The 24,124-nt window shown below is 70.1% G+C and carries 19 protein-coding genes; 8 read left to right on the forward strand and 11 right to left on the reverse strand.

Annotation, left to right across the window (positions count from 1 at the left end):
• The first annotated feature begins 16 nt into the window (after positions 1 to 16).
• Positions 17 to 1,840 (forward strand): ABC transporter ATP-binding protein, encoded by a 1,824-nt coding sequence (locus tag AC5L30_RS24175; RefSeq protein ID WP_494869916.1) that lies wholly within the window; start codon positions 17 to 19, stop codon positions 1,838 to 1,840.
• Between the two features lie 196 nt (positions 1,841 to 2,036).
• Here AC5L30_RS24175 and AC5L30_RS24180 read toward each other — a convergent pair whose 3' ends face one another.
• From AC5L30_RS24180 to AC5L30_RS24190, 3 genes are all read right to left on the reverse strand, one after another.
• The gene (locus AC5L30_RS24180) at positions 2,037 to 4,910 is read right to left on the reverse strand and encodes an AfsR/SARP family transcriptional regulator (RefSeq protein WP_494869917.1); all 2,874 of its coding nucleotides are present in this window, start codon (positions 4,908 to 4,910) and stop codon (positions 2,037 to 2,039) included.
• Positions 4,911 to 5,576: 666 nt separating this feature from the next.
• Complete coding sequence (locus AC5L30_RS24185) at positions 5,577 to 6,017, reverse strand: VOC family protein (RefSeq protein ID WP_494869918.1); 441 nt, start codon at positions 6,015 to 6,017, stop codon at positions 5,577 to 5,579.
• A gap of 45 nt (positions 6,018 to 6,062) precedes the next feature.
• On the reverse strand, positions 6,063 to 6,869 hold the full coding sequence (locus tag AC5L30_RS24190) for a hypothetical protein (RefSeq protein WP_494869919.1): 807 nt from the start codon (positions 6,867 to 6,869) through the stop codon (positions 6,063 to 6,065).
• A gap of 67 nt (positions 6,870 to 6,936) precedes the next feature.
• Here AC5L30_RS24190 and AC5L30_RS24195 point away from each other — a divergent pair, with 67 nt between their 5' ends.
• Complete coding sequence (locus tag AC5L30_RS24195) at positions 6,937 to 7,719, forward strand: MBL fold metallo-hydrolase (RefSeq protein ID WP_494870034.1); 783 nt, start codon at positions 6,937 to 6,939, stop codon at positions 7,717 to 7,719.
• A 184-nt stretch (positions 7,720 to 7,903) separates the two neighbouring features.
• Here the strand turns inward: AC5L30_RS24195 and AC5L30_RS24200 are convergent, their stop codons facing one another.
• The gene (locus AC5L30_RS24200; RefSeq protein ID WP_494869920.1) at positions 7,904 to 8,641 is read right to left on the reverse strand and encodes an MBL fold metallo-hydrolase; all 738 of its coding nucleotides are present in this window, start codon (positions 8,639 to 8,641) and stop codon (positions 7,904 to 7,906) included.
• A 228-nt stretch (positions 8,642 to 8,869) separates the two neighbouring features.
• Between AC5L30_RS24200 and AC5L30_RS24205 the strand changes: the two genes are divergently transcribed.
• The 3 genes from AC5L30_RS24205 (at position 8,870) to AC5L30_RS24215 (ending at position 11,280) form a co-directional block, all read left to right on the forward strand.
• Positions 8,870 to 9,313 (forward strand): peptidoglycan-binding domain-containing protein, encoded by a 444-nt coding sequence (locus AC5L30_RS24205; protein WP_494869921.1) that lies wholly within the window; start codon positions 8,870 to 8,872, stop codon positions 9,311 to 9,313.
• 161 nt (positions 9,314 to 9,474) lie between these two features.
• On the forward strand, positions 9,475 to 10,488 hold the full coding sequence (locus tag AC5L30_RS24210) for an ArsR/SmtB family transcription factor (protein ID WP_494869922.1): 1,014 nt from the start codon (positions 9,475 to 9,477) through the stop codon (positions 10,486 to 10,488).
• A gap of 141 nt (positions 10,489 to 10,629) precedes the next feature.
• Positions 10,630 to 11,280 carry an AAA family ATPase gene (locus AC5L30_RS24215; RefSeq protein WP_494869923.1) on the forward strand — a complete coding sequence of 217 codons (651 nt, stop codon included), beginning with the start codon at positions 10,630 to 10,632 and terminating at the stop codon, positions 11,278 to 11,280.
• Between the two features lie 57 nt (positions 11,281 to 11,337).
• Here the strand turns inward: AC5L30_RS24215 and metH are convergent, their stop codons facing one another.
• Complete coding sequence (metH, locus tag AC5L30_RS24220; RefSeq protein ID WP_494870035.1) at positions 11,338 to 14,838, reverse strand: methionine synthase; 3,501 nt, start codon at positions 14,836 to 14,838, stop codon at positions 11,338 to 11,340.
• 276 nt (positions 14,839 to 15,114) lie between these two features.
• On the opposite strand from metH, the gene AC5L30_RS24225 reads away from it, so the two are divergent.
• Both AC5L30_RS24225 and AC5L30_RS24230 read left to right on the forward strand, forming a co-directional pair.
• Positions 15,115 to 15,984, forward strand: coding sequence for a PAC2 family protein (locus tag AC5L30_RS24225; protein ID WP_030332815.1), 870 nt, complete (start codon positions 15,115 to 15,117; stop codon positions 15,982 to 15,984).
• Between the two features lie 134 nt (positions 15,985 to 16,118).
• Entirely contained in the window at positions 16,119 to 16,910 is a 792-nt protein-coding gene (locus AC5L30_RS24230) for a GntR family transcriptional regulator (protein WP_494869924.1), read from the forward strand.
• Between the two features lie 175 nt (positions 16,911 to 17,085).
• On the opposite strand, the gene mshC is transcribed toward AC5L30_RS24230, so the two are convergent.
• The 6 genes from mshC to AC5L30_RS24260 all read right to left on the reverse strand — a co-directional run bounded on the left by mshC (position 17,086) and on the right by AC5L30_RS24260 (position 22,942).
• Positions 17,086 to 18,324, reverse strand: a complete 1,239-nt coding sequence (gene mshC, locus AC5L30_RS24235; protein ID WP_494869925.1) for a cysteine--1-D-myo-inosityl 2-amino-2-deoxy-alpha-D-glucopyranoside ligase — start codon at positions 18,322 to 18,324, stop codon at positions 17,086 to 17,088.
• Between the two features lie 67 nt (positions 18,325 to 18,391).
• On the reverse strand, positions 18,392 to 19,210 hold the full coding sequence (locus AC5L30_RS24240) for an SCO1664 family protein (RefSeq protein WP_494869926.1): 819 nt from the start codon (positions 19,208 to 19,210) through the stop codon (positions 18,392 to 18,394).
• Positions 19,207 to 19,788, reverse strand: coding sequence for a DUF3090 domain-containing protein (locus tag AC5L30_RS24245; RefSeq protein ID WP_238685851.1), 582 nt, complete (start codon positions 19,786 to 19,788; stop codon positions 19,207 to 19,209). Before AC5L30_RS24245 ends, AC5L30_RS24240 begins: the two co-directional genes overlap by 4 nt.
• 157 nt (positions 19,789 to 19,945) lie before the next feature.
• Positions 19,946 to 20,659: an MSMEG_4193 family putative phosphomutase gene (locus AC5L30_RS24250; protein WP_494869927.1), complete on the reverse strand. Its 714-nt coding sequence runs from the start codon at positions 20,657 to 20,659 to the stop codon at positions 19,946 to 19,948.
• A gap of 397 nt (positions 20,660 to 21,056) precedes the next feature.
• Positions 21,057 to 21,893, reverse strand: coding sequence for an undecaprenyl-diphosphate phosphatase (locus AC5L30_RS24255; RefSeq protein WP_112676596.1), 837 nt, complete (start codon positions 21,891 to 21,893; stop codon positions 21,057 to 21,059).
• A complete protein-coding gene (locus AC5L30_RS24260; protein ID WP_030332780.1) occupies positions 21,890 to 22,942 on the reverse strand; it encodes an LLM class F420-dependent oxidoreductase in 1,053 nt (350 codons plus the stop codon). Before AC5L30_RS24260 ends, AC5L30_RS24255 begins: the two co-directional genes overlap by 4 nt.
• A 186-nt stretch (positions 22,943 to 23,128) precedes the next feature.
• Here AC5L30_RS24260 and AC5L30_RS24265 point away from each other — a divergent pair, with 186 nt between their 5' ends.
• Complete coding sequence (locus tag AC5L30_RS24265) at positions 23,129 to 24,100, forward strand: aldo/keto reductase (protein ID WP_124770871.1); 972 nt, start codon at positions 23,129 to 23,131, stop codon at positions 24,098 to 24,100.
• Positions 24,101 to 24,124: the final 24 nt, after the last annotated feature.

A 24,124-nucleotide genomic window follows, 5' to 3' on the forward strand; every position in this document is an offset into this window, starting at 1 on the left:
CCCAAGGAGTCTCACCGTGCGTACCGATATCCGCCGTAACCCTCCGGAGGCCGGCCCGGTGCCTCCCACAGATCCCGTGGCGGTGCCGTTGCGTGAGCTGCTCGGCCTGCTCCGCCCGCAGCGGCCGGTACTGCTGGTGGCGGCCGTCCTCGGCCTCCTGTCGGCCGGCCTCGCCCTGGTTCAGCCGCTGCTGGCCATGCGCACGATCAACGCGATGCTGCTCGGCCAACCGGTCGCGTCACTCGCTATCTGGTTGGTCTTCCTCTTCCTCGCCGCCGCGGTGATCTCCGGTGTGCAGAGTTTCCTGTTGCAACGCGGCGGCGAGGCGCTGGTGTTACGGCTGCGACTCGGTTTGACCGACCGGCTGCTGCGGCTGCCGATGCGGGAGTACGACCAACTCCGCACCGGGGATCTCCTGTCCCGGGTCGGCACCGACACCACCCTGCTACGGGCAGTGGTGGCCAACGGGATCGTCAACGCGGTCATCGGCGTGGCGTCACTGGCCGGTGCGATCGCGCTGATGCTCTGGCTCGACTGGTTCCTGTTCGTCTTCGCGGTCGCGTCGGTGGCCCTGGGCGGGTCGATTCTGGCGTTCGTGATGATCGGGATCAGGCGCTGGTCAGAACATGCGCAGGGGCGAGTCGGTCTGCTTCTCGCCGATCTCGAGCGGGCCCTGGCGGCGATGCGGACGGTCCGCGCCGCCAGGGCCGAGGATCGGGAGGCCGAACGGATCGGTGGACGAGCCCGGGAGGCGTATGAGGCGGGCATCCGGGTGGCCCGGCTAGACGCGATGATCGTTCCGGCCGTGTCCCTGAGCGCCAACGGCTCATTCCTTCTCGTCCTCGGTCTCGGTGGTGCTCGAGTCGCCTCCGGCCACCTGGACATCGGCCAGTTCGTGGCCTTCCTCCTGTACGTGTCGTTCCTGCTCGTCCCGTTGGTCGCCGTCTTCGCCGGGGCAAGCGCCGTGCAGAAGGGGATGGCCGCGCTGCAACGCATCCACGAGACCATGCGGCTCGACCCTGAGCAGACCGCCGACGTCGAGCGGGACGGCGCCGACGACGGGAACGGGCCGCCCGCTTCGATTGCCGGGCCAGAGACGCCGGCCCTGGAACTGCGCGATGTCCACTTCTCCTACGGCCCGGGTCGGGAGGTGCTGCGGGGGGTGTCGTTCGACGTCGCGCGGCATACCAGTGTGGCTCTCGTTGGTACGTCAGGTGCGGGCAAGACCACTATCTTCGCCCTGGTCGAGCGCTTCTACGAGGCGTCCTGGGGAACGATCCTGCTGGACGGTCGGGACATCGCGTCGATGCCGGTCGACGAACTACGGTCGACGGTCGGGTACGTCCAGCAGGAGTGCCCGCTGCTCGCCGGTACCCTCCGTAACAATCTCACGTACGCCTACCCCGGTGCGGACGAGGATGAACTCGCCGAGGTGCTCCGGGTGACCAACCTCGACGAAGTGGTGGACCGACTGCCTGACGGGCTCGACACCCAGGTGGGCGAGCACGGCAGCATGCTCTCCGGTGGGGAACGCCAGCGGGTGTCGATCGCTCGCGCGTTGCTGCCCCGACCTCGGTTGCTGCTGCTCGATGAGCCGACCGCGCATCTGGACGCGGCCAACGAGGCGGGGTTGGCGGAGTTGGTGCGCACCATCTCGCGTTCATGCACCGTGCTGATGATCGCTCACCGGAGTTCGACAGTTCGGGCCGCCGACCGGATCGTGGTGCTCGCCGACGGAGAGGTGACCGCGACCGGTGCCTCCGACCGGCTGCCAGCCGGGGTCGGCATACCGACCGGGTTGTTGGCCGAGCAACGAAGAGAAGCTGTTCCCGTGGATTGACCTGGGATCGTGCCAACCACTGAGGCTGCGAACTCCGCAGCGCCGCGTGCGGTGCTGCGGATTCGCGTTCTGGAAGCGGGGTTTGTCGGCTCTGACGGGCGGCCCTCGGCCTGAAACGCTTGTGGCGGCAGGATGACCAGCGCTCGCGCGGCCAGTAGGCTGCTCCACTCGCGGACCGAACTGGGTGGCTGTCTGCTCAGCGAGGTGTGGTCAGCGCAGTCGGGTCGGCTGGCGGCCTCGCGCAGCCAGCCGACCGCCGGCGAGCATCTGCAAGCACGCCCTGACTCGCGGCGAGCTTATCGCGGACCTGTTCGACCTCCGGATGCCCGATCGCTGTGAGGATCTCCAGGGCGCGCAGCCAGCAGAGGTTGGCGGCCTCCGGATAGCCGAGGGCCTGCTGGGTGTCACCCAGGTGCCGTAGGGCCTCCGCCTCGTTGTAGCGGTGTCCCAGTTCCCGGTTGAGTTCCAGCGCCCGGCGGTAACAGCGGGCCGCCCGCTGGTAGCGACCGAGATGGTGATGGGCATAGCCGAGCGTGTCCCAACTGTTCGCCTCGCCGGTCCGGTCCCCGAGCTGACGTTGCAGGACGACAGCCTCCTGGCAGTAGCGGATCGTCTCCTGGTACTCCCCGAGCATTGCGTGATCCCACCCGAGCGCGTTGAGAGCGCGGGCCGCACCTGCCTGATGCCCGTTGTCGCGGAACAGCCTCAGCGCCCGCCGGTCATGGCGCAACGCTGCTGCCTGATCGCCTTCCTTATCGCTGACCCAGCTCAGGGTCAACAGCGTGTGCGCCTCGCCGACCCGGTCGGCGAGTTCGTCCAGCAACATCAGTGCGCGTTCCAGGTGAGCCCGTGCCAATTCGAGCCGGCCGGTCTCCGAGTAGGCGGGAACGATGTCCTGGTGCGCCTGTGCCCGCGCCGCCCGGTCACCATTGCGCTCGGCGACAGCCAACGCGCGGTTCTGCACGGCGACGAGGTCCTCCCAGTGCCCCCGGCGGCCCAGAAAGGTGGTCAGTGCGCCGGCGAGCTGCCAGACGTACCGGTCGAGCCCGTGCCTGGCGGCCAGCTCGACCACCTGCCTGAGCACGGCGTACTCCTCGGCGAACCAGGACAACGCCTGGGCGTTGTCCGCTGGCTCCTCCGGCTGAACGCCCGCTTGGACTGGCGGCGGCTCGCTCGGATTCCGCAGCGGGGACAGCCGCCGGTCGGCGCACTGAGCGCTGTGGAGGTAGTGGCCCACGATCCGGTGCAGGGCGTCGCGGTGTATCTCCGCAGGCTCCAACTCGACCAGTTCCGCCGCGTACGCCCGCAGCAGGTCGTGGCAGGTGTACCTGCCCGGCACCCACTCCACCAGAAGCTGCGCCCGGTTCAGTTCAGCGAGGATGCCCCGTGCCTGCCGTTCCGGCACGGCGGCGAGGCTGGCGGCGGCCCGCACCGAGATGTCCGGCCCGGGGTGCAGCCCCAGCAGGCGGAACAGCCGCGCCGCCGGCTCGCCGAGCGCGCGGTACGACCAGGAAAACACCGACCGTAGGTCGGTGGCCGGGTCCCCGCTGCCGGAGAAGCCGTCAAGGCCGCCCTGCAGTTCGGCCAATTCCCGGCCGAGCGCGGCGAGCGGAAACCCGGGCTGGGTCGCCGCGCGGGCCGCCACGATCGCCAGCGCCAGCGGCAACCCGGAACACCGCTCGACGATGTCGTTCACTGGCTGCGGTTCGGACTCCACCCGGCCGCCACTGAGTCGACGTGCCAGCAGCTCCCGGGCGTCAGCGGTGCTGAGGAGGTCGAGCGTGACCGGGTGGGCGCCCTCGACCGCCACCAAGCCGGACAACTGCTGTCGGCTGGTCACCACCACCACGCAGCCCGCGACACCGGGCAGCAACGGACGGACCTGCTCGGCGTCGCGGGCGTTGTCGAGCACGATCAGCATTCGCCGACCGGCGACAATGCTGCGGTACAACCCGACCTGCCCGTCCAGGTCCAACGGCACCGAATCGGGCGGCACACCGAGGGCGTCGAGGAAGCCGCGTAGCGCTACCGCCGGTGGCATCGCCTCCGCGGAGGGCTCGAAGCCGCGCAGGTTGACAGCCAATTGGCCGTCGGGAAACCGGTCCAGGTTGTCGTGGGCCCACCGCAACGCGAGCCAGGTCTTACCGATCCCGCCCATCCCCGCGACAGTCATAATGGCGGTCCCGCTTCGGGCCTGGCGGTCCACGGCGTGGGTCAGCGCCGCCAGCTCACGAGCCCGGCCGGCGAAGTGCGCCGGCGGCGGCGGCAGTTGTCGGGGCGGGTGAGCCGTGGCCGGCTCCGCGGGTGCCCGCACCACGGCCGAGGCGGCGGCGAACTCACGATCGCCGTGCAGGATCCGTAGAAACAGCTCCTGCAGGTCACGCCCCGGGTCGATGCCCAACACGTCGGCCAGGCGTTGCCGGATCTGCTGGTACTGGTCGAGGGCTTCCGCCTGTCGACCGGAGCGGGACAGCGCCAGCATCAGCTGGCCGGCGAGACGCTCGTCCAATGGTTGTTCGGCCAGTTCACGCGACAGCTCGGACACCAACGCCGAATGCTGACCGCGACGCAAGGCGATGTCGGTACGGTCGCGCTCGGCGGCCAGCCGTGCCTGACGCAGAGCGGTACGCAGGGCGTTGAACCAGGGGGTGTCCAGGCGCGCGAACGGATCACCACGCCATAGCCCGATCGCCTCGTCGAACTGCCGCAGCGCGTCGTCGTCGTCCACGGCGAGCCGGACGCGGGAGACCAACTCCTGGAAACGGTGTAGATCCACCATCATGGGATCGACCTTGAGCAGGTAACCGCCCTGTTGCCGGACGATGGCGACGTCGTCGGCGCTCCTCAGACAGCGCCGTAACCGGGAGAGGTAGCTGTAGAGCGCGCCGTGTGCGCGTTGCGGCGGCCGGTCCACCCACACCCGGTCGAGCAACTGGTCGACGTGAACAACCTTGTTCGCCTCGACCAGCAGAACTGCCAGCACACATCGCTGACGGACATGCCCCAGGTCAATCGCTGTGCCGTCGATGAAGGCCTCGACGTCGCCCAGCAGCCTGAATTGCACGACCATGAGCCCTCGCTGTTCGCACCTGCCCCCATCAGCAGATTCAAGCTTCCCACAAAGTTTGTTCAAGGGGCGTCCGCTAGGTGATGGGCAGGGTCGCGCGGACTGAATCCGAGCCCTCTGAAGACCGTTCCGGTGGCTTGTCAAGACAGGGTCCATCCAGGCCATACGAGGGTCGATCTCGAATGTTGGACAGGCCACGCGTGTTCGGAATGCGACCACAAGGTGGGATCACCCTGATGGCCGCGGTGATCACATGTCATCTCGTCGACTTGCGCGACCCGCTCACAGTTGCGCGCCCGGGTGAGAACTGCCGAGCTGGAGGAATTCGAATGCGACGGAGGGGCCGGCCAGCCAGGCAAGCATCCGGTTGACCTGACGATCGGCTGATTAAGTCCGTATTTTCGTCATGCACGTGGCTATGCCGGAGACGCGGCGGTGAAGGGCCGCGAGCCGGATCCGTAGTGGGCCATCGCCTACCTCGAACGCCCCCGCCTCTGCAACCAGGCGGTGTCCAGGGGCTGCGGACTCGTCCGGGTGCGTGGCCCACCCCTGGCATCGCCTGTGGCACCCGACTGCCCGCTGCGGAGTGCTGAAGTGCTGCCCGAACCCGCCCGAGCCGCGACGCTGGGCTGGGCTGGGGCTTCCAGGGCGGGACGGCTGCGTCGAGTCTCAGGTGAGCTGTTCGGCCAGTCCGACGAGGATGCCCTCGGGGCCGCGGACGTAGCAGAGCCGGTAGACGTCCTCGTACCGCTCCAACTCCCCCACGAGCTCGGTGCCGTGGCCGCGCAGCCGGGTGATCACGTCCTCGATGTCGTCGACGGCGAACATGATCCGTCGAATGCCCAGCGTGTTCGCCGGCGCGTTCCTCGGTTCCGCGCTGATCGCCGCCGGTCGGTGGAACATCGCCAGCTCGACCTTGCCGTGACCGTCCGGGGTCCGCAGCATCGCCACCTCCTGCCGGACGTCGTCGATCCCGATGACACGCTCCACCCACCGTCCCTCGACCGGCCCTCGCCCCTCCAACTCCATGCCGAGCTCGACGAAGAACGCGATGACCGCGTCGAGGTCCTCGACAACGATGAGGACGTTGTCCATCCGCTGGATCGCCATGCTGGATCTCCCTGCTCTGGTGCGGTCACTGAGGTGCGGGCTTCATCAGGCCGCGGAACCTTGTGCGCGCGGACCAGTAGACCCCCTCGGGATATCGATCAGAGCAACGGGGTGCAGGTACTCGATCTGAAAATGGGAACACTGCTGGCCGGTGAACTTCGCCGACACGACGATCACCAGGCCACCATCTCGACCAAGCAACCTGCGCACCTCTCTCCCCTGCTTGCGACCAAGCAACGTGTGGAACACAATTTCCGCCGCCGCCGCAGTGCCGTACGTCGACATGCCCGCACACAGAAACCCGCGCCCCGTCGTCGGCGCGAGAGGGTTTCTCCCGACCAGGATCACCGCCAGGTCCTGAGTGGGCACGCCGGCTATCCGTTGCAGGTCGTAGCCCTCGACGCGGAATTCGGTGCCAATCGCGATCGCGCCGTTCGCGGCGTCGATACGCACGTCGCTACCGGCATACATCTCATTGAAGCCGCGCAGAAAGTCCGCAGCGCACGAGTTGAACAGCGGACCACCGAGAACAACCAGATCGCCGTGCAGGGTGCGGGCGACGCGTTCACTCATGTGGATCGACAGCGGCTTCTTCCGGTAGTAGCGCCCCAGTGCCTTCGCAACCCAGGCGATCGCCATGACCTCGCCATAGTTGGTCTTGTAGGACCGCGCAGTTCCCCCCGGGCTCTTCGAAAACGCTGACGTCGACACCACGATGTCCACCGCGCCACTGCGCGAGAAGGCCAGGAAACGTCGTGCGTGCGTGACGGAACCGATCAGGTGTCGGGCAGCGATAAGGACCGGTATGGTGCCCAGGGCGCCAAACAGGTTCAGCAGGTCACCGAGCGACATCCCCGACCTCCGGACCGCGTCAACGGGATAGCTGCGTCGTCGCCATATCGTAGAGGGGGTGCGCGACATGGACGCAGACCGAACCGGCCGCTCGGAGCACGTCCTGCGCCTGCTCGGCACCGGCGGGTGGATGCCCAACGATCAGCGGGAGACGTCCTGCTTCGTGATCCGGCGGGGGACCGCAGTGCTGATTTTCGACGCGGGCACAGGGATCAGGAGGCTCGCGACTCAGCCGTCGCTGCTGGAGGGTGTCGAGCGCGTCGACATCGCTCTCAGCCACTTCCACCTGGACCACCTGGTTGGGCTGAGCTACCTCGACGCGATCGGCGCCGGCATCGAGAAATTCGTCTGGGGCCCGGGGCGCGCGGCGTACGGGGTTCCGACCGTTGACATCCTGAACCGGATCCTGGCGCCCCCGTTCTCCGCGGCCGCCCGGCAGGAGTTGTTCACCGCCGTCAAGGACATCGACACGGCTCGCGAACAGATCGGGCCACACCAGGTCAGCGCGCGGATACAAGGTCGGCATACCCACCCCTCCGTCTCCTTCCGCTACGCAGACCTCATCGCCTACTGCACCGACACCGCGTTCGACGCGGGCAATGCCGGGCTCGCGCGCGGCGTTCGGTTGCTGCTGCACGAAGCGTGGCTGGCCGGCCCCACCGGCTCGGCGTCGCACTCGACCGCGAGCGAGGCGGCGCGGATCGCGCTGATGGCTGAGGCGCAGGCGCTCATCCTGGTGCACCTCGACCCCCGCGCCGAGCACAACCTGCTGCTGACCGAGGCCCGAAGCCTTTTTCCCACAGCTGAGCTCGGCCGTGACGGGCTCGCCATCTCGCTCGACGCGTCGTGAGGCGCGGTCAAGAGCAGCGCGCGAACGCGTCGCGGTCACGCTCGATCGAACCCGCCGCTCGAATGCCGGCCCGCCAGGCTGCGCCGGTGCTGTCTCCCACGCCTCACATCCTGACGGCCACGGGACGGTTGGAAGGCTGAGTGGGTAAGACTGAGACGTGGCACCTGCGTCACGTGAGGGGCGGTCAGCTATCCGTTGTCCCAAGTGTCAGGGTGAGCCCTTCCTCAGCCGCCAGCACGACACCGTCGAACTCCACCTGCGCGGCGGCCACCGCAGCCGCCCGATCATTGCCTGGCCAGAAGTGGGTGAGCATCAGGCGGCGGGCACCCGCCCGGCGAGCCCACAGACCGGCTTCGCTGGAGGTCAGGAGATTACGGGTCGGACGGCTGGTCTCGCCGTCATAGTCCGTCGCCTCGACGATGAACAGGTCGGCGCCACGGCCCAGTTCGGCCAACGCGGGAGCCGGCCCCGTGTCCCCGGAGTAGGCCAGAACGATCCCGTCGGCCTGAAGCCGGATGCCGGCGTTGGGCACGAAGTGCGGCAGAGACAGCCCGGTGAGGTCGAACGGCCCGACCCGGTAGCTGCCGGGCAGGGGGTGCAGGTCAAACACCGCGTGCAGGTCGACATCGGGCTCCAGGCCGCTGAGCCGGTCGAGCACCCCGGGCGGGCAATACAACGGCAGCCGTGATCCGCCGGGCTGACCGTAGAACCGCATCCTGAACAGACCGTGCAGGTCGACGCAGTGATCCGGGTGCTCATGGGTGATGACGACAGCGTCCACCGCACCATCAGGCCAGTGCTTGAGCAACCGCGGCAGCGTGGCGTAGCCCAGGTCAAGCACCACGCGGTAGCCGTCCCAGTCCATTGCGAAGCCGCTACAGGCACGGCCTGGCTCGGGAAAGGCACCGGAACTGCCGAGCACGGTGACCTGTCGCATCCGCACAGCCTGCCAGTCGGCTCACGTGGGGTCGACACCCGCTGACGGACGCGCCGTGGTGATGATGATGATCGTGCCGGACGGTCGGCGAGGTGGCCTGATCAGCGCCTGTTCCGCACCAGTTAACACCGTTGGTCGATCCGGGGCCCGTCAGTAGCGTCGTGCGCGTTCGGTCGACGACCTGATCGGCCTTGACCACAAGGAGAAACACGGATGATCTCTCCGTTTGCGCGGCGCTTAGCGAGCGCGGCAGTCACCGGCACGATTCTGGCTGGGGCGATGCTCATGTCGGCCAGCCCAGCTACGGCCGCCTACCCCACCTGCTACAGCAAACGGAAGGTGGCGACGTTCCCGTACAACGAGCTGGTGTGGATTCCCGCCGTGTCGTCCACCGGCTCGACCAGCTGCAACCTGCGTCTGGGAAACTACAACAACACGGGCGTCAGTGTGCTCCAAGATGCGATCAACCGGTGTAACCGGCCGCAGAACTTCACCCCGGTTGTCGTGGACGGCGACTTCGGGCAGAAGACCAAGGACCTGCTCATCGTGGGACAGGCGCTCCGGGAGACAGAGGCGGACGGCATCTATGGCCCCCTCACCCGGGACGCGTTCTACTGGCCGCTGCCGTCGGGGGAAGGCTGCCGCGCGGTCCTCTGACCGCCGGTGCGTCATCGAGGTGGCCGCACAGCGCCGAACACCACCGCGGTGACCACCCGCGAAACGCTGGTCTGAAGCGCGGGGGGTCACCGCGGCTGGTGGGCAGCACCGCCACCGTCTGGGTCTTGCGAACGAACCGCAGCCACCCTGATCATCGCCGTGTGTTGCGCATCCACTTCTCAAGCGAAGACCTGGCGCGTATCCATTTCGCGCCCAGCGTCGACTGGTTCTGGGAGACGGCACTCAGCATCCACCAGCTGCGCTTGCGGGACTCCAATCCGCTGCTCGACTCGTGGAAGCGATCCGCACGGCAACAGCTACATCCGTCCGGCGAGCTGAGGACGAAGACGAACCCGATCATCGCTCTCAGCCCGCCGCGGGGCTACTTCCCCGACTTCCTCACGCCCCCGGACCACGGGTTCGATTCTGGCGTCGAAGCCATCCTGTCCACCCCCCGCGCGCGGCTGCGACAGGAGATCGGCCTACTCGCCACGTCCCACAGGGACATCCACGCCGACGTCGACGGCCTCGCCGGAGGCCAACCGGCGGCGCTGGCCGACCTCGGTGCCGCCCTACGGGCCTACCGCGACGTGGTGCTGGCACCTATGTGGGCACGGGTATCCGCCGCAGTCCAGGCCGACCTGCAACGCCGCCTGCGGCACCTGGTCGCCGGAGGGTGGGCGCAGGTGCTCGACACACTGCACCCGCAGGCCCGGTACGCCGACGGCAGCCTGCACATCGCACAGTGGGGCGTAGCCGGCGACAGCGACCTGCACCTCGACGGACGCGGGCTGACGCTGATCCCGTCGTACTTCAAGGAAACCCGGCAGCTGATGGTGCTCGCCGACTTCGACCTGCCGCCGGTGCTGGTCTATCCGGTCGACCCCGTCATCCGGGTCCTGGCCGACGCCGGTCACTCACCCCTGGCGGCGCTGATCGGCACCACACGCAGCCGCATCCTCGAACTCGCGGCGGGCCGCAACACCTCCGAGATCGCCCGGATCGCCGGCGTCTCCGTGCCGGCGGCGAGCAAGCACCTCGCGATACTGCGCCAGAACAACGTCGTCACCAGCGTTCGGCGCGGTGGCATGGTCATCCACACCACAACCGCGCTCGGCATGGCGCTGCTGGAAGGTCACTGCCAGTTCACCTCAGACGGCCTGGAGACGGCCTGATCTTGACGCCATCTCCGAGGGCTCCGCTCTCCGCCGAGGGATGCGGAGGCGAGCTGCCGACTCTTGCCACCTCGATGCCTGACGTTCCGCTCACAAGTCCTGTGCCCGTTATCCGGTTGCTCACGCGCGTTACCGTGTCCCGTGATCGTATGGCTCAACGGCACCCACGGCGTGGGCAAGACGACGACCAGCGCGCTCGTGCAGCAACTGATACCGGATTCACGGGTGTTCGACGCCGAGAAGGTCGGCGAAACACTCATGGACATCACACCCGGGCTACCCGCCACGGACAACTTCCAGCACTGGCCGCCATGGCGGCAACTCGTCGTCGAGACCGCCCGCCGCGTGCTCGACTACACCGGCGGCACTCTGGTGATGCCCATGACCGTCCTGGTCGAGCAGTACTGGCGCGAAATCAGCACCGGTCTTGCCCAACATGCCATCCCGGTAAGGCACTTCGTTCTCCACGCTGACGAAGACACCCTCCGCGGGCGTATCGAGGGGGAACACCCCGTCCCCTCCCCGTTCCGCCTCAAGTACCTCAAGCCCTACGCCGAGGCGGCCCGCACGTGGCTACATGCCGAGGCCGAGGTCGTCGACACTACGAACCTGACTCCCGCCCAGGCCGCCGTGCAGATCGTCCGAGCTACCACGGAAGGCTCTCTGCGGACCTACACGCATCTCCTGCCGACCAGCGAGGACCGAACACGCAGCGCCATCGACACCGGGCTCGGCGAGGACCAGGCCACCGAGGGCGGCCCGGAAGCCGTTGACGGCCTGGAGACGGCATGATCATGATTCAACGGCCTTCCGGACGGCCTCAGGTGCAGGTCAGGGCACCTGCACCCGTTACTTGGCGTTGAAGTAGTTGGCCTCCGGGTGGTGGACCACGATCGCGTCGGTGGCCTGTTCCGGCATGAGCTGGAACTCCTCGGACAGCTCGACTCCGATCCGGTCCGCGCCGAGCAGATCCATGATCTTCGCCCGGTCCTCCAGGTCGGGGCAGGCCGGGTAGCCGAACGCGTACCGGCAGCCCCGGTAGTCGTTGTGCAGGATGCCAGCCAGGTCCGCCGGGTCGTCGTGCCCCAGCGGGCGACCGTCGGGCAGGGTCATCTCGGCACGGATGCGCTGGTGCCAGTATTCGGCGAGCGCCTCGGTGAGCTGCACGGAGAGCCCGTGCACCTCCAGGTAGTCGCGGTACTCGTTGCGGGCGAACAGCTTCGCCGCGTACTCGCTGACCGGCTGGCCGACGGTGACCAGTTGCAACGCGACCACATCGAGCTGGTCGCCCTGGGGCCTGAAGAAGTCCGCCAGGCAGAGCCGCCGCTCCTGCCGCTGCCGGGGGAAGGAGAACCGGGCGCGCTCCGCGTGCCCGTTCTCGTCGAGCACCACCAGGTCGTTGCCTTCGGAGTACGCGGGGAAGTACCCGTACACCACGGCTGCCTCAAGGACCTGGTCGGCGATCAGCCGGTCCAGCCAGTACCGCAGGCGCGGCCGGCCCTCGGTCTCGACCAGCTCCTCGTAGGAGGGTCCGCTGCCGCCCCGGGCACCGCGCAGCCCCCACTGCCCGGAGAAGGTGGCCCGCTCGTCGAGCAGCGCCGCGTAGTCGGCCATCGGCACGCCCTTGACGACCCGGGTGCCGAAGAACGGCGGGGTGGGCACCGCCACGTCCGCGGCCACGTCGGAGCGGACCGAGGAGTCGTGCAGCTCCGGCAGCGACGTGGTGACCATCGAGCGCTGCCGTTCCCGGCGCGCCCGCCGGGCCGCGAGAGCCGCCTCCCGCTCCGGGTCGATCACCGGGGCGCCGCCCCGCTTGGCGGTCATCACCCTGTCCATCAGGGACAGTCCCTCGAACGCATCCCGCGCGTAGTGCACCTGCCCGGGGAACGTCGACCGCAGGTCGTCCTCGACGTACGCGCGGGTCAACGCCGCCCCACCCAGCAGGACGGGCCAACGCTCCGCGACCCCGCGGGTGGCCATCTCGGCCAGGTTCTCCTTCATGATGACCGTGCTCTTCACCAGCAGCCCGGACATGCCGATAGCGTCGGCGCGGTGCTGCTCGGCGGCGTCGAGGATGGCGCTGATCGGCTGCTTGATGCCGATGTTCACCACCTCGTAGCCGTTGTTGGACAGGATGATGTCGACCAGGTTCTTGCCGATGTCGTGCACGTCGCCGCGCACGGTGGCAAGCACGATGCGGCCCTTGCCGCCGTCCTCCGCGGTCTCCATGTGCGGTTCCAGGTAGGCCACCGCGGTCTTCATCACCTCGGCGGACTGGAGCACGAACGGCAACTGCATCTGGCCGGAGCCGAACAGCTCACCGACCACCTTCATGCCGTCCAGCAGGATGTCGTTGATGATCGACAACGGGGACCGGCCGCCGGCCATCGCCTCGTCCAGGTCGGCCTCCAGGCCGTTGCGCTCACCGTCGATGATTCGCCGCTTGAGCCGCTCGTCCAGCGGCAGCGCCGCCAACTCCTGGGCACGGCTGGCCCGGGCGCTGGTCACGTCGACGCCCTCGAAGAGCTCCAGGAAACGCTGCACCGGGTCGTAACCCTCGCGGCGCCGGTCGTACACCAGGTCCAGGGCGACCTCGCGCTGCTCGTCGGGGATCTTCGACATCGGCAGGATCTTGCTGGCGTGCACGATCGCCGAGGTCAGGCCGGCCTGCACGCACTCGTGCAGGAACACCGAGTTGAGCACCTGCCGGGCCGCCGGGTTGAGCCCGAAGGAGATGTTCGAGATGCCCAGCGTGAAGTTGACGCCCGGGTAGCGGCGGGAGATCTCCCGGATCGCCTCGATCGTCTCAAGGCCGTCGCGGCGGGTCTCCTCCTGCCCGGTGGCGATCGGGAAGGTCAGCGCGTCGATCAGGATGTCGGCACGGTCCATGCCCCACCGGCCGGTCAGGTCGTCGATCAACCGCGCCGCGACCCGGACCTTCCACTCCTGGGTACGGGCCTGCCCCTCCTCGTCGATGAGCAGCGCCACCACCGCCGCGCCGTGCTCGCGGACGATCGGCATCACCCGGGCGTACCGGGAGTCGGGGCCGTCGCCGTCCTCGAAGTTCACCGAGTTGACCACGCACCGGCCGCCGAGCATCTCCAACCCGGCCTCCACCACGTTCGGCTCGGTGGAGTCCAGCATGATCGGCAGGGTGGACGCGGTGGCGAACCGGCCGGCCAGCTCCCGCATGTCCTGCGTGCCGTCCCGACCGACGTAGTCCACGCACAGGTCGAGCAGGTGCGAGCCGTCGCGCGCCTGGCTGCGGGCGATCTCCACACAGGCCCGCCAGTCGCCGGCGAGCATCGCCTCCCGGAACGCCTTCGAGCCGTTGGCGTTGGTCCGCTCCCCCACCATCAGCACCGACGCGTCCTGCGCGAACGGCACCGGGTGGTACACCGAGGAGACGCCCGCCTCGTGCCGGGGCTCGCGGGCCGGGGCGGTGACGCCGTGCAACCGCTCGGCCAGCACCCGGATGTGCTCCGGGGTGGTGCCGCAACAGCCGCCGACCAGCCCCACGCCGTACTCGGTGATGAACCGCTCCAGAGCCTCGGCCAGCTCCACGGGAGTCAGCGGGAAGTACGCCCCGTCGGCGGTCAGCACCGGCAGGCCGGCGTTCGGCATCACCGACAGCGGGATGCGCGAGTGCTGCGACAGGTAGCGCAGATGCTCGCTCATCTCGGCCGGGCCGGTGGAGCAGTTGAGTCCGATCAGGTCCACGCCGAGCGGCTCGATCGCGGCGAGGGCCGCACCGATCTCGCTGCCGACCAGCATGGTGCCGGTGGTCTCCACGGCCACGTGACAGATGATCGGCACCGGTAGGCCCAGCTCGGCCATCGCCCGCTTCGACCCGACCACGGCCGCCTTGACCTGGAGCAGGTCCTGGCAGGTCTCGATGATCAGCGCGTCCGCGCCACCGACGATCAGACCGGCGGCGTTCTCCTGGTAGGCGTCGCGCAGGGTCGAGTAGTCGGCGTGCCCGAGGGTGGGCAGCTTCGTGCCCGGGCCGATCGAGCCGAGCACGAACCGGGGCCGCTGCGGGGTGCTGGCCGCGTCGGCGGCCTCCCGGGCGATCCGGGCGCCCGCCTCGGACAACTCGCGGATGCGGTGCGGGATGTCGTACTCGGCGAGGTTGGCGAGGTTGGCGCCGAAGGTGTTGGTCTCCACGCAGTCGGCACCGACGGCCAGGTAGGCGTCGTGCACCCCGCGCACCACGTCAGGGCGGGTGACGTTGAGGATCTCGTTACACCCCTCCAGCCCGTCGAAGTCGTCGAGCGTGAGGTCCGCGGCCTGAAGCATCGTGCCCATCGCGCCGTCGGCGATGAGAATGCGATCAGCCAGCACATCCATCAATGAAGTCCGCACCCGTTCAGGTTAGTGCGATTCGGCCGGACTCCACGACCATCCTCGAGCGATCCCCTATTGTGTCACGGGGATCACCCTGTCTGGTTCGTTCGGGTATGACCTGCTGCCGGAGCGGCCGACCGGCGCGGCCGACGGGCCGCACCCTTTCCCTGCACGTAGGCTGACGGACGTGAAGGACAACAGGGACGCCACCGTGCCACACGGTATGACGACCGGGCGCGGTCCCGGCGCCAGCCGCGACGAGCAGGGTGAGGTGACGGCGTGACCGAGTTCGACGGACTGCCGGTGCTGCGGTCCCCGGTGGCGATCGCCGCGTTCGAGGGTTGGAATGACGCCGCCGACGCGTCCACCGCCGCGGTCGAGCACCTGGAGCAGGTCTGGAACGCCCGGCAGATCGCCGAGCTGGATCCGGAGGACTTCTACGACTTCCAGGTCAGCCGGCCCACCATCACCATGGCCGACGGGGAGACCCGGCGGGTGGAGTGGCCGACGACCCGGTTCATGGTGGCCAGCCCGGAGGGCACCGACCGTGACGTGGTGCTGATCCGCGGCATCGAGCCGAGCATGCGCTGGCGGACGTTCTGCGAGCAGGTGCTGGAGATCTGCCACAGCCTGGAGGTGGAACGGGTGGTGCTGCTCGGCGCGTTGCTGGCCGACGTGCCGTACACCCGGCCCCTGCCGATCAGCGGCAGCGCCTCCGACGCGCAGGCCGCCGAGCGCTACCAACTCACCCCGACCCGGTACGACGGGCCGACCGGCATCGTCGGCGTGCTGCACGACGCCTGCACCCGCGCCGAGGTGGACGCCGTCTCGTTCTGGGTGCACGTGCCGCACTACGCCAACAACCCGCCCTGCCCGAAGGCCACCCTCGCCCTGCTGCACCGGGTCGAGGAGGTCGTCGACCTGCCGGTGCCGATGGCCGACCTGGCCGAGGAGTCCGCCGAGTGGGAGCAGCGGGTGCGCAGCGCCGCCGAGCAGGACGCGGAATTGGGCGAGTACGTCCGCGAGCTGGAAGAACGGGTCGGCGACGAGGGGATCACCCCGTTGACCGGTGACGAGATCGCCCAGGAGTTCGAGAAGTACCTGCGCCGCCGGGGCGGTTCGGCCGGCCCCACCGCCGGCTCCTGGTAGCGCTGTCTCGCTGGCTCTTCGCTGCGGGCCTTCGGACCTTTTGTGGTTCGGGGGCCCGTTTTCGCGTGTCCGGGGTAGCGCGGTCACACCCGCTAGGGCATCCTAGGAACCTAGATGTGATCAAGGAGGCGGGTGTGCAGATCAACCCCGGGGCCGCCGAGTTCCCGCACCGACAGATCGCCGCGCAGCTCAAGGCCCAGGTCCGCCGCGGCGACTGGGGGCCGGGTGAGCGGCTGCCGTCCATCCCGGCCATCGCCGAGATGTTCGGCGTCGCCAAGCAGACCGTGCAACGCGCCGTCGACCAGCTGCGGGTCGAGGGAATCCTGATCACCAAACCCGGCTCCGGTACGTACGTCCGGGGCACCCGCCGCCGCCTCAACCGCCTCTCCCGAGGCCGGTACGGCGGCTTCCGCGGCTACCACGCCGACCTGGCCGCCCGATACCGTCAACAACTCGTCTCCGTCGGGCACGCCCCCGCCCCGGCCGAGGTGGCCGACGCCTTCGGTGTGTCGGACGGCACCAGCCTGCTCTGCCGCCGGCACCTCGTCCGCACCGACGACTCCCCCGTCGAGGTGGGCGCGTCCTGGTTCCTGCCCCGCGACACCGCCGGCACCTCCCTGGAGCGCACCGAGGCGTTCGGCCGGCCGCTCTACCAGGAGGCCGAGGAAGCCACCGGACGGCGGTACGTCTCGGCCACCGACACGATCAGCGCCCGCCAGCCGAGCCGCGAGGAGGCCGAGACTCTCCAGATCCGACCCGACACCCCGGTGCTGCACCTGCTGCACGTCGCGTACGACGCGCACCGCAAGCCGATCGAGGTGTCCCAGGCGACCTGGCCCGGCCCCATGACCACCCTCACCGAGGAGTACAAGATCCCCGGCCCGACCCCCGACCCGGAGCCCGACCCGGGCCTGGTCCTGGGCTAGCGGACGCTTCGCGGGTCGCGGCCCCGCCCGCCCTGGGCCCACCGACGTCGATCATGAGGTTGACGGGGGTGGCGTCTTGCCAAGGTCGACTCGGTTTCCTGGAAGTCGGGGCATCGCACCGCCCCGGACACCGCGACTTCCTGAAAACCGAGTCGATCAACGCGTGCGCGGGCTGCTAGAGACGGATGCCCAGGAGGGCGTCCACCGTCTTCGCGAAGAGGGCGGGCGCTTCGGCGTCGTCCGGGGCGCCGGCGAGAGTCGCCTCGGCCCAGCGGTCGGCCGCGGCCAGGGCTCCGGGGGTGTCCAGGTCGTCGGCCAGCCGTGCGCGTACCTCGGCCAGCAGCTCGGCCCCGGACGGCCCGGCGGGCGCGGCGGCGGCCCGCCGCCAACGGTCCAGGCGCTCGTGCGCGGCGGTGAGCAGGTCGTCGGTCCAGGTACGGTCGCTGCGGTAGTGCCCGGAGATCAACGCCAGCCGGATCGCCATCGGGTCGACCTTGTCGGCGCGCAGCCGGGACACGAAGACCAGGTTGCCGCGGGACTTGGACATCTTCTCGCCGTCCAGGCCGATCATCCCGGCGTGCACGTAGTGCTCGGCGAACGGCGCCTGGCCGGTGAGCCGCTCGGCGTGCGCGGCGGACGCCTCGTGGTGCGGGAAGAGCAGGTCGTTACCGCCGCCCTGCACGTCGATCCGGTCGCCGAGCAGGTTGAGCGCGATCACCGCGCACTCGATGTGCCAGCCAGGGCGACCCGGGCCCAGCTCACCGCCCGGCCAGGACGGCTCGCCCTCGCGGACGCCGCGCCACAGCAGCGGGTCCAGCGGATCCCGCTTGCCGGCCCGGTCGGGGTCGCCGCCGCGCTCGGGGAAGATCTCCAGCATCTGCTCCCGGGTCAGGTTCGACTCGTAGCCGAAACGGGGCGTGGCGGAGATGTCGAAGTAGACGTCGCCGGTGCCGTCGTCGAGCCGGTACGCGGCGCCGTCCTTGAGCAGCACCTCGACCTTGTCGGCGATGTCCGGGATCGACTCGACCGCGCCCACGTAGTGCGCCGGCGGGATGATCCGCAGCGCCTCCATGTCCTCCCGGAACAGCGCCGTCTCGCGCATCGCCAGGACCACCCAGTCCTCGCCGTCGCGGGCGGCCCGCTCCAGCAGCGGGTCGTCGATGTCGGTGACGTTCTGCACGTAGCGCACCGGGCGGCCGGCGTCGCGCCACATCCGCTGCACCAGGTCGAACGTGATCATGGTGGCGGCGTGGCCGAGGTGGGTGGCGTCGTACGGGGTGATGCCGCAGACGTACATGCTCCCCGCGTCGGCCGGCGCACTCGGGTGGACACCCTGCCGCGCCGAGTCGTACAACGCCAGTGGCTCGCCCCTGCCCGGCAGCCGTGGCACCTCGTGTCCCGCCCAAGACTCCATGGGATCAGCCTAGCCAGCCCGGCGACGACGCCGGAGCGCCCCACCGGTGATCAAGATGACAAGCGCGTCACATGGGCGGCCAGGGCATCGCCGGCCAGTCCTCCGGAGGCTGGGGGAAACGGCCGCTCTCGCGCAGCCGGTCGACCCGGGCGGCCACCTCGGCCACCTCGCTGATCGTCAGGTGGTCGGCCAGCTCCGCGCCGAGCGCCCCGCCGACCTGCCCGGCCAGCGCGTCGAGCATCTCCACCGCGTCCGGGGGCAACTGCTTGCCGGCCCAGCCCCAGAGCACCGTACGGAGCTTGTCCTCCACGTGGAAGCTCACCCCGTGGTCCACGCCGTAGATCCGGTCGTCGGCCCCGACGAGCACGTGACCGCCCTTGCGGTCGGCGTTGTTGAGCACCGCGTCGAGCACCGCGAGCCGGGCCAGCCGTGGGTCGTCGGCGTGCGCCAGCTCGTACGCGGCGCCGTCGTCGTCCCGGGCCGCGGCGATCGGGATCCAGCGCGGCGGCAACTCCCCGGCGGGCAGGAAACCGACGAGTGGTTCGGCGTCCTCCGGCTCGTCGATCCACAGCTGGCAGGAGCCGGGGCCGAACGGGCCGTCGCGCAGCACGGTGGGCGGCACCAAACCCCACCCGGTGGCCCGCGAGACCAGGTACGCCGAGACCTCCCGGCCGGCCAGGGTGCCGTCGGGGAAGTCCCAGAGTGGGCGCTCGCCACGGACCGGCTTGTAGACGCAGCGGGCGGTCACCCCGTCCAGGGTCAGGATGCCGCGCAGCGTCGTGTTCGACGCGTCGACCAGCCGACCCTCCAGGTCGAGGACGCCGTCACGCAGCAGCCGCAGCGCGGCGTCGCCGTCCTGGCGAGGCTGGAGGCCGGACGAGGTCACCGGTGATAACCGTTGTGCCGCGGGCAGAGGTGCCCGGCGGGGTCCAACGGTTGGCCGCAGAGCGGGCACGGTGGCCGGCCCGCGTTGACCACTCGCCGGGCCCGCTCGATGAACTGGCGGGTCGCCTGCGGGGTGAGCCGGACCCGGAGCCGATCCAGGTCCTCGTCCGGCTCGTCGTCCTCGTCGTCGTCCTCGTCGTCGTCCTCGTCGCCGAGCTCGACCTCGGGCTCCACCTCGCCCGCCGCGATCGCCTCGATCACCACGGTCGCGGTGTCCACGTCGAAGGCCAGGCCGAGGGTCCCGACCCGGAACTCCTCGTCGACGGGGGTGTCCAGCGGCTCGTTGTCGCCGATCACCGGCGCCAGCTCGGGCAGGTCCACCCCGAAGCGGCGCTGCGCCTCGGTCAGCAGCTCCTCCAGCTTCTCGGCGAGCAGGGACACCTGGACCTTCTCCAGCGCGACGCTGACCAGCCTGCCGCCGCCGCGGGCCTGCAGGAAGAACGTGCGCTCCCCCGGCGGCCCGACAGTCCCGGCGACGAACCGCTCCGGCGGTTCGAAGGCGTGCACCTGGTGGGTCATACCCACGACCCTATCCGGCCCGCCCTGGCACCGCGCACCCCACCGACGCGAATCGCCGCAGCGGCGGCGCGCCCGGCGCACCAGGGCCTAAACCCGGGCGTGGCGGCCTCTCCGGCGGGCTTTGACGCCCCGGCCGGGGGCGATGTCGTGACGCGCCTCACCGCGACGCACCCGCCCCGCCGCCGACCGCCGCGTCCGAGTCGGCCACCCGGTTCGCGCGCCGACGCCGCTTGGCCGGCGGTGGCACCAGCGCCGCCAGGTCACCGCCGGTGTCGTTGAGTCGCACCAGAAACGGACGCAGCGGCGTGAACCGGATCGCCGTCACCGACGCCGGGTCGGCCACGATCCGCTGAAAAGCATCCAGGTGTACGCCGAGCGCGTCCGCCACGATGGCCTTGATCACGTCGCCGTGGCTACACGCCAACCAGACCGCCTCGGGTCCGTGTTCGGCGCTCACCCGGGCGTCCCAGGACCGCACCGCCGCCACGGCCCGCGCCGCCATCCCCGCCATCGCCTCCCCACCCGGGAAGACCACCGCGCTGGGGTGCTGCTGCACGACCGGCCAGAGCGGCTCCTTGGCGAGCTTCTTCAGCGGCTGCCCCTCCCAGCTGCCGTAGTCGCACTCGATCAGCCCGTCCTCGACCACCGGGGTGGCCTGCGGAAGCGCCAACTCCAGGGTCTGCCGGCAGCGGATGAGCGGGCTGGTCACCACGGCGGCCAGCGGCACCGCCCGCAATCGCTCGCCGACCGCGGTGGCCTGGGCGCGCCCGGTGTCGTCCAGCTCGACCGGTTGGCGGCCGGCCAGACCGCCATCGGCGTTCGCCGTGGTTCGGCCGTGTCGCAGAAGCAGAAGGGTCGCCACGGGGACCACCCTATGACCTGGGTCCCGCGCCGGGCCGTCGCGGGCTCCGCAGGCACCACCTGGCGTGGTCGCCACCAACGCCCTGCCGACGCCGCGCGCGCCCTGCCGACGCCGCGCGGGTGGGGTTCGGCCCGCTTTGGCCGCCTTCAGCCGACGCCCGCAGCGGGCGGTCTGCATGATCAACTCGGTCTTCAGGAAGTCGGGGCGTCCGACCCTCCCGGATGGCGCGATTTCAAGGAAGCCGAGTGGATCGCGGGCGCGGGGACCCCCGGCGCGGGAGGCGCGGGGCGCGGGACGCCCGACGCGGGAGGCGGGGTCATCAGGCGCCGTCGCGGGTGACGCGGCGGGGACGACTGCGGCCCCCAGCTCCGCTCGCAGGCGGGGCCGGGGGCCGTCGACGGGTCGATCAGGTGGCGCTGATCGTGCCGGTCAGCAGCAGGGCCAGGACCAGGGTGCCCAGCGCGACCCGGTACAGCACGAAGACGTACAGGGTGTGGTGGGCGACGTAGCGCAGCAACCAGGCGATGGCCGCGTAGCCGATGCCGAAGGCGATGAGGGTGGCCACGATCGTCTGGGCCACGGTGGGTACGGACGTGCCCGGGGCGGACGGTTCGAAGACGTCCCCGAGGCTGAACACACCGGACATCACCACCGCGGGGATGGCCAGCAGGAACGAGTACCGTGCCGCCGCCTCCCGGGTCAGGTTGAGCAGCAGACCGGCGGTGAGCGTGCCGCCGGAGCGGGACACCCCGGGGACCAGCGCCATGGCCTGGGCGAAGCCCATCACGATGCCGTCCTTCATCCGGAAGTTCTCCAGGGTGCGGGTCTGCCGCCCCCAGTACTCGGCGAACGCCAGCACGAACGCGAACACGATCAGCGTGGTCGCCACCACCCACAGGTTGCGCCCGGCGGTCTTGATCTGGTCCTTGAACACGAAACCGAACAGCCCGATCGGGATCGAGCCGACGATCACGTACCAGCCCATCCGGTAGTCGAGGCTGGAACGCACCGACTTGTCCCGGATGCCCACCAGCCAGGTCCGGGTGATCCGCCAGATGTCCTTCGCGAAGTAGATCAGCACGGCCGCTTCGGTGCCGAGCTGGGTGACCGCGGTGAACGACGCGCCCGCGTCCCGGTCGAAGAAGATCGCCGAGGTGATCCGCAGGTGCCCCGACGAGCTGACCGGAAGGAACTCGGTCAGTCCCTGGACGATGCCCAGGACGATGGCCTCGACCCAGGTCACTCGCCGACTCCCGAGAGGTCGAGAGCCTCGGCGACGGTACGCAGGGTCTGCACGCCGCTGTCCCGGTCGGCCACGAAGAGGGTGACCGACAGCGTGGTGACGCCGGCGGCGGCGTACTCCCGCATCCGCTCGGCGATGCGCTCCTTCGGGCCGAGCAGCGAGGTGCGGTCGATGAACTCCATGGGTACCGCGGCGGCGGCGTCGCGCTGCCGCTTGGCCAGGTACAGGTCCTGCACCTCGCGGGCGGCGTCGCCGTAGCCCATCCGGGTGGCGAGCTGGTTGTAGAAGTTCTGCTGCCGGCTGCCCATGCCGCCCACGTAGAGCGCGGCGTACCAGCGGACGAGTTCGGCGCAGGAGGCCACGTCGTCGCCGATCACCACGGGCACCGACGGCACCACGTCGAACCCGGCCAGTTCCTTGCCGACCTTGGCCCGTCCGGCGCGCACCGAGGCGAGCTGCTCCTCGGCGAACTCCGGGGCGTAGAACACGGCCAGCCAGCCGTCGGCGATCTCGCCGGCCAGCTCCAGGTTCTTCGGGCCTACCGCGGCCAGGTAGATCGGTATGTGCTCGCGGGGTGGGTGGAAGCCCAGTCGCAGGGCCTTGCCCGGGCCGTCCGGCAGCGGCAGCGTGTAGTGCTCGCCGTCGTACGCCACCTCCTTGCGGGCGATGGCCAGCTTCACGATGTCGACGAACTCGCGGGTCCGGGCGAGCGGCTTGGCGAAACGCACACCGTGCCAGCCCTCGGACACCTGCGGGCCGGAGACACCCAGACCGAGCCGGAACCGGCCGCCGGAGAGCGCGTCGATCGTCGCGGCGGTCATGGCGGTGGCCGCCGGCGTACGGGCCGGGATCTGCATCACCGCGGCGCCGACGTCGATCCGTTCGGTCTGGCCAGCCATCCAGGCGAGCATGCTGGGCGAGTCGGAGCCGTAAGCCTCCGCCGCCCACACCACCGAGTAGCCCAGCCGGTCCGCCTCCTGGGCCAGCGCCAAGTGGTCGGCCGGTGTGCTCCACGCCGTCTGGTATCCGAGACTGAGCCCGAGTCGCACTGGTCCTCCCCCATCCGTGGCACAGGTCGCCCCAGGTTACGCAATGCCGATAACGGACTCGATCACCGGCTCGACACCTTTGATCCCCCCTCCATCGGGGCAGCCCGGGGCGGCGGAACCGGCAGAACCGGCAGAGATACGGGAGCGAGGATATCCGTGGCGGCAGGTTCGAAATAAGGTTCACCCATGCAACAGCGACCGCTCGGCCGAAGCGGGCTGGCGGTTTCCCGGCTCGCGCTCGGCACCATGACCTGGGGCCGGGACACCGACGCCGACGACGCGGCCGCTCAGCTGAAGAGTTACCTCGACGCGGGCGGCAACCTGATCGACACCGCCGACGTGTACGGCGACGGCGACGCCGAGTCGGTGATCGGCTCGTTGCTGGGTTCCCTCGTCCCCCGCGAGGAGCTGCTGATCGCCACCAAGGCCGGGTTGCGCCCCGGCAGCGGCCGACGCCGGGACGGCTCCCGGGGGCACCTGCTGCGCACGTTGGACGCGTCGTTGCGCCGGCTCGGCACCGACCATGTCGACCTGTTCCAGGTGCACGGGTACGACCCGGACACCCCGCTGGAGGAGACCCTGGCCGCCCTGGACCACGCGGTGGCCAGCGGCAAGGTCCGCTACGTCGGGGTGTCGAACTTCTCCGGCTGGCAGACCGCGCGGGCCGCCGCCTGGCAGACCGCCTGGCCGGGGCGGGCGCCCGTGGTCGCGTCCCAGGTGGAGTATTCGTTGCTGGAGCGGGGCGTGGAGCGGGAGGTGCTGCCCGCGTGTGACGCGCTCGGCCTCGGCGTGCTGCCCTGGTCGCCGCTGGGCCGGGGGGTGCTCACCGGCAAGTACCGGCACGGCCGTCCGGCCGACTCCCGGGCCGCGTCGCCGCACTTCGAACGGTTCGTCGCCACGTACCTGGAGCCGCGCTGCTCCAGCATCGTGGAGGCGGTGGCGACCGCGGCCGGTGGGCTGGGGGTGTCGCCGCTGGAGGTGGCGTTGGCGTGGATCCGGGACCGGCCCGGCGTGACCGCGCCGATCCTCGGCGCCCGTACGGTGGGTCAGCTGCTCGGCGCGCTCCAGGTGGAACGCATCACCCTGCCCGAGGAGATCACCACCGCGCTGGACGACGTCTCCGCGGTGCCGGTCGGCTACCCCGAACGCGACGGCTGACCCGCCGGCCGGCACACGGCTGAC

Source organism: Micromonospora sp. BQ32 (assembly GCF_059358895.1).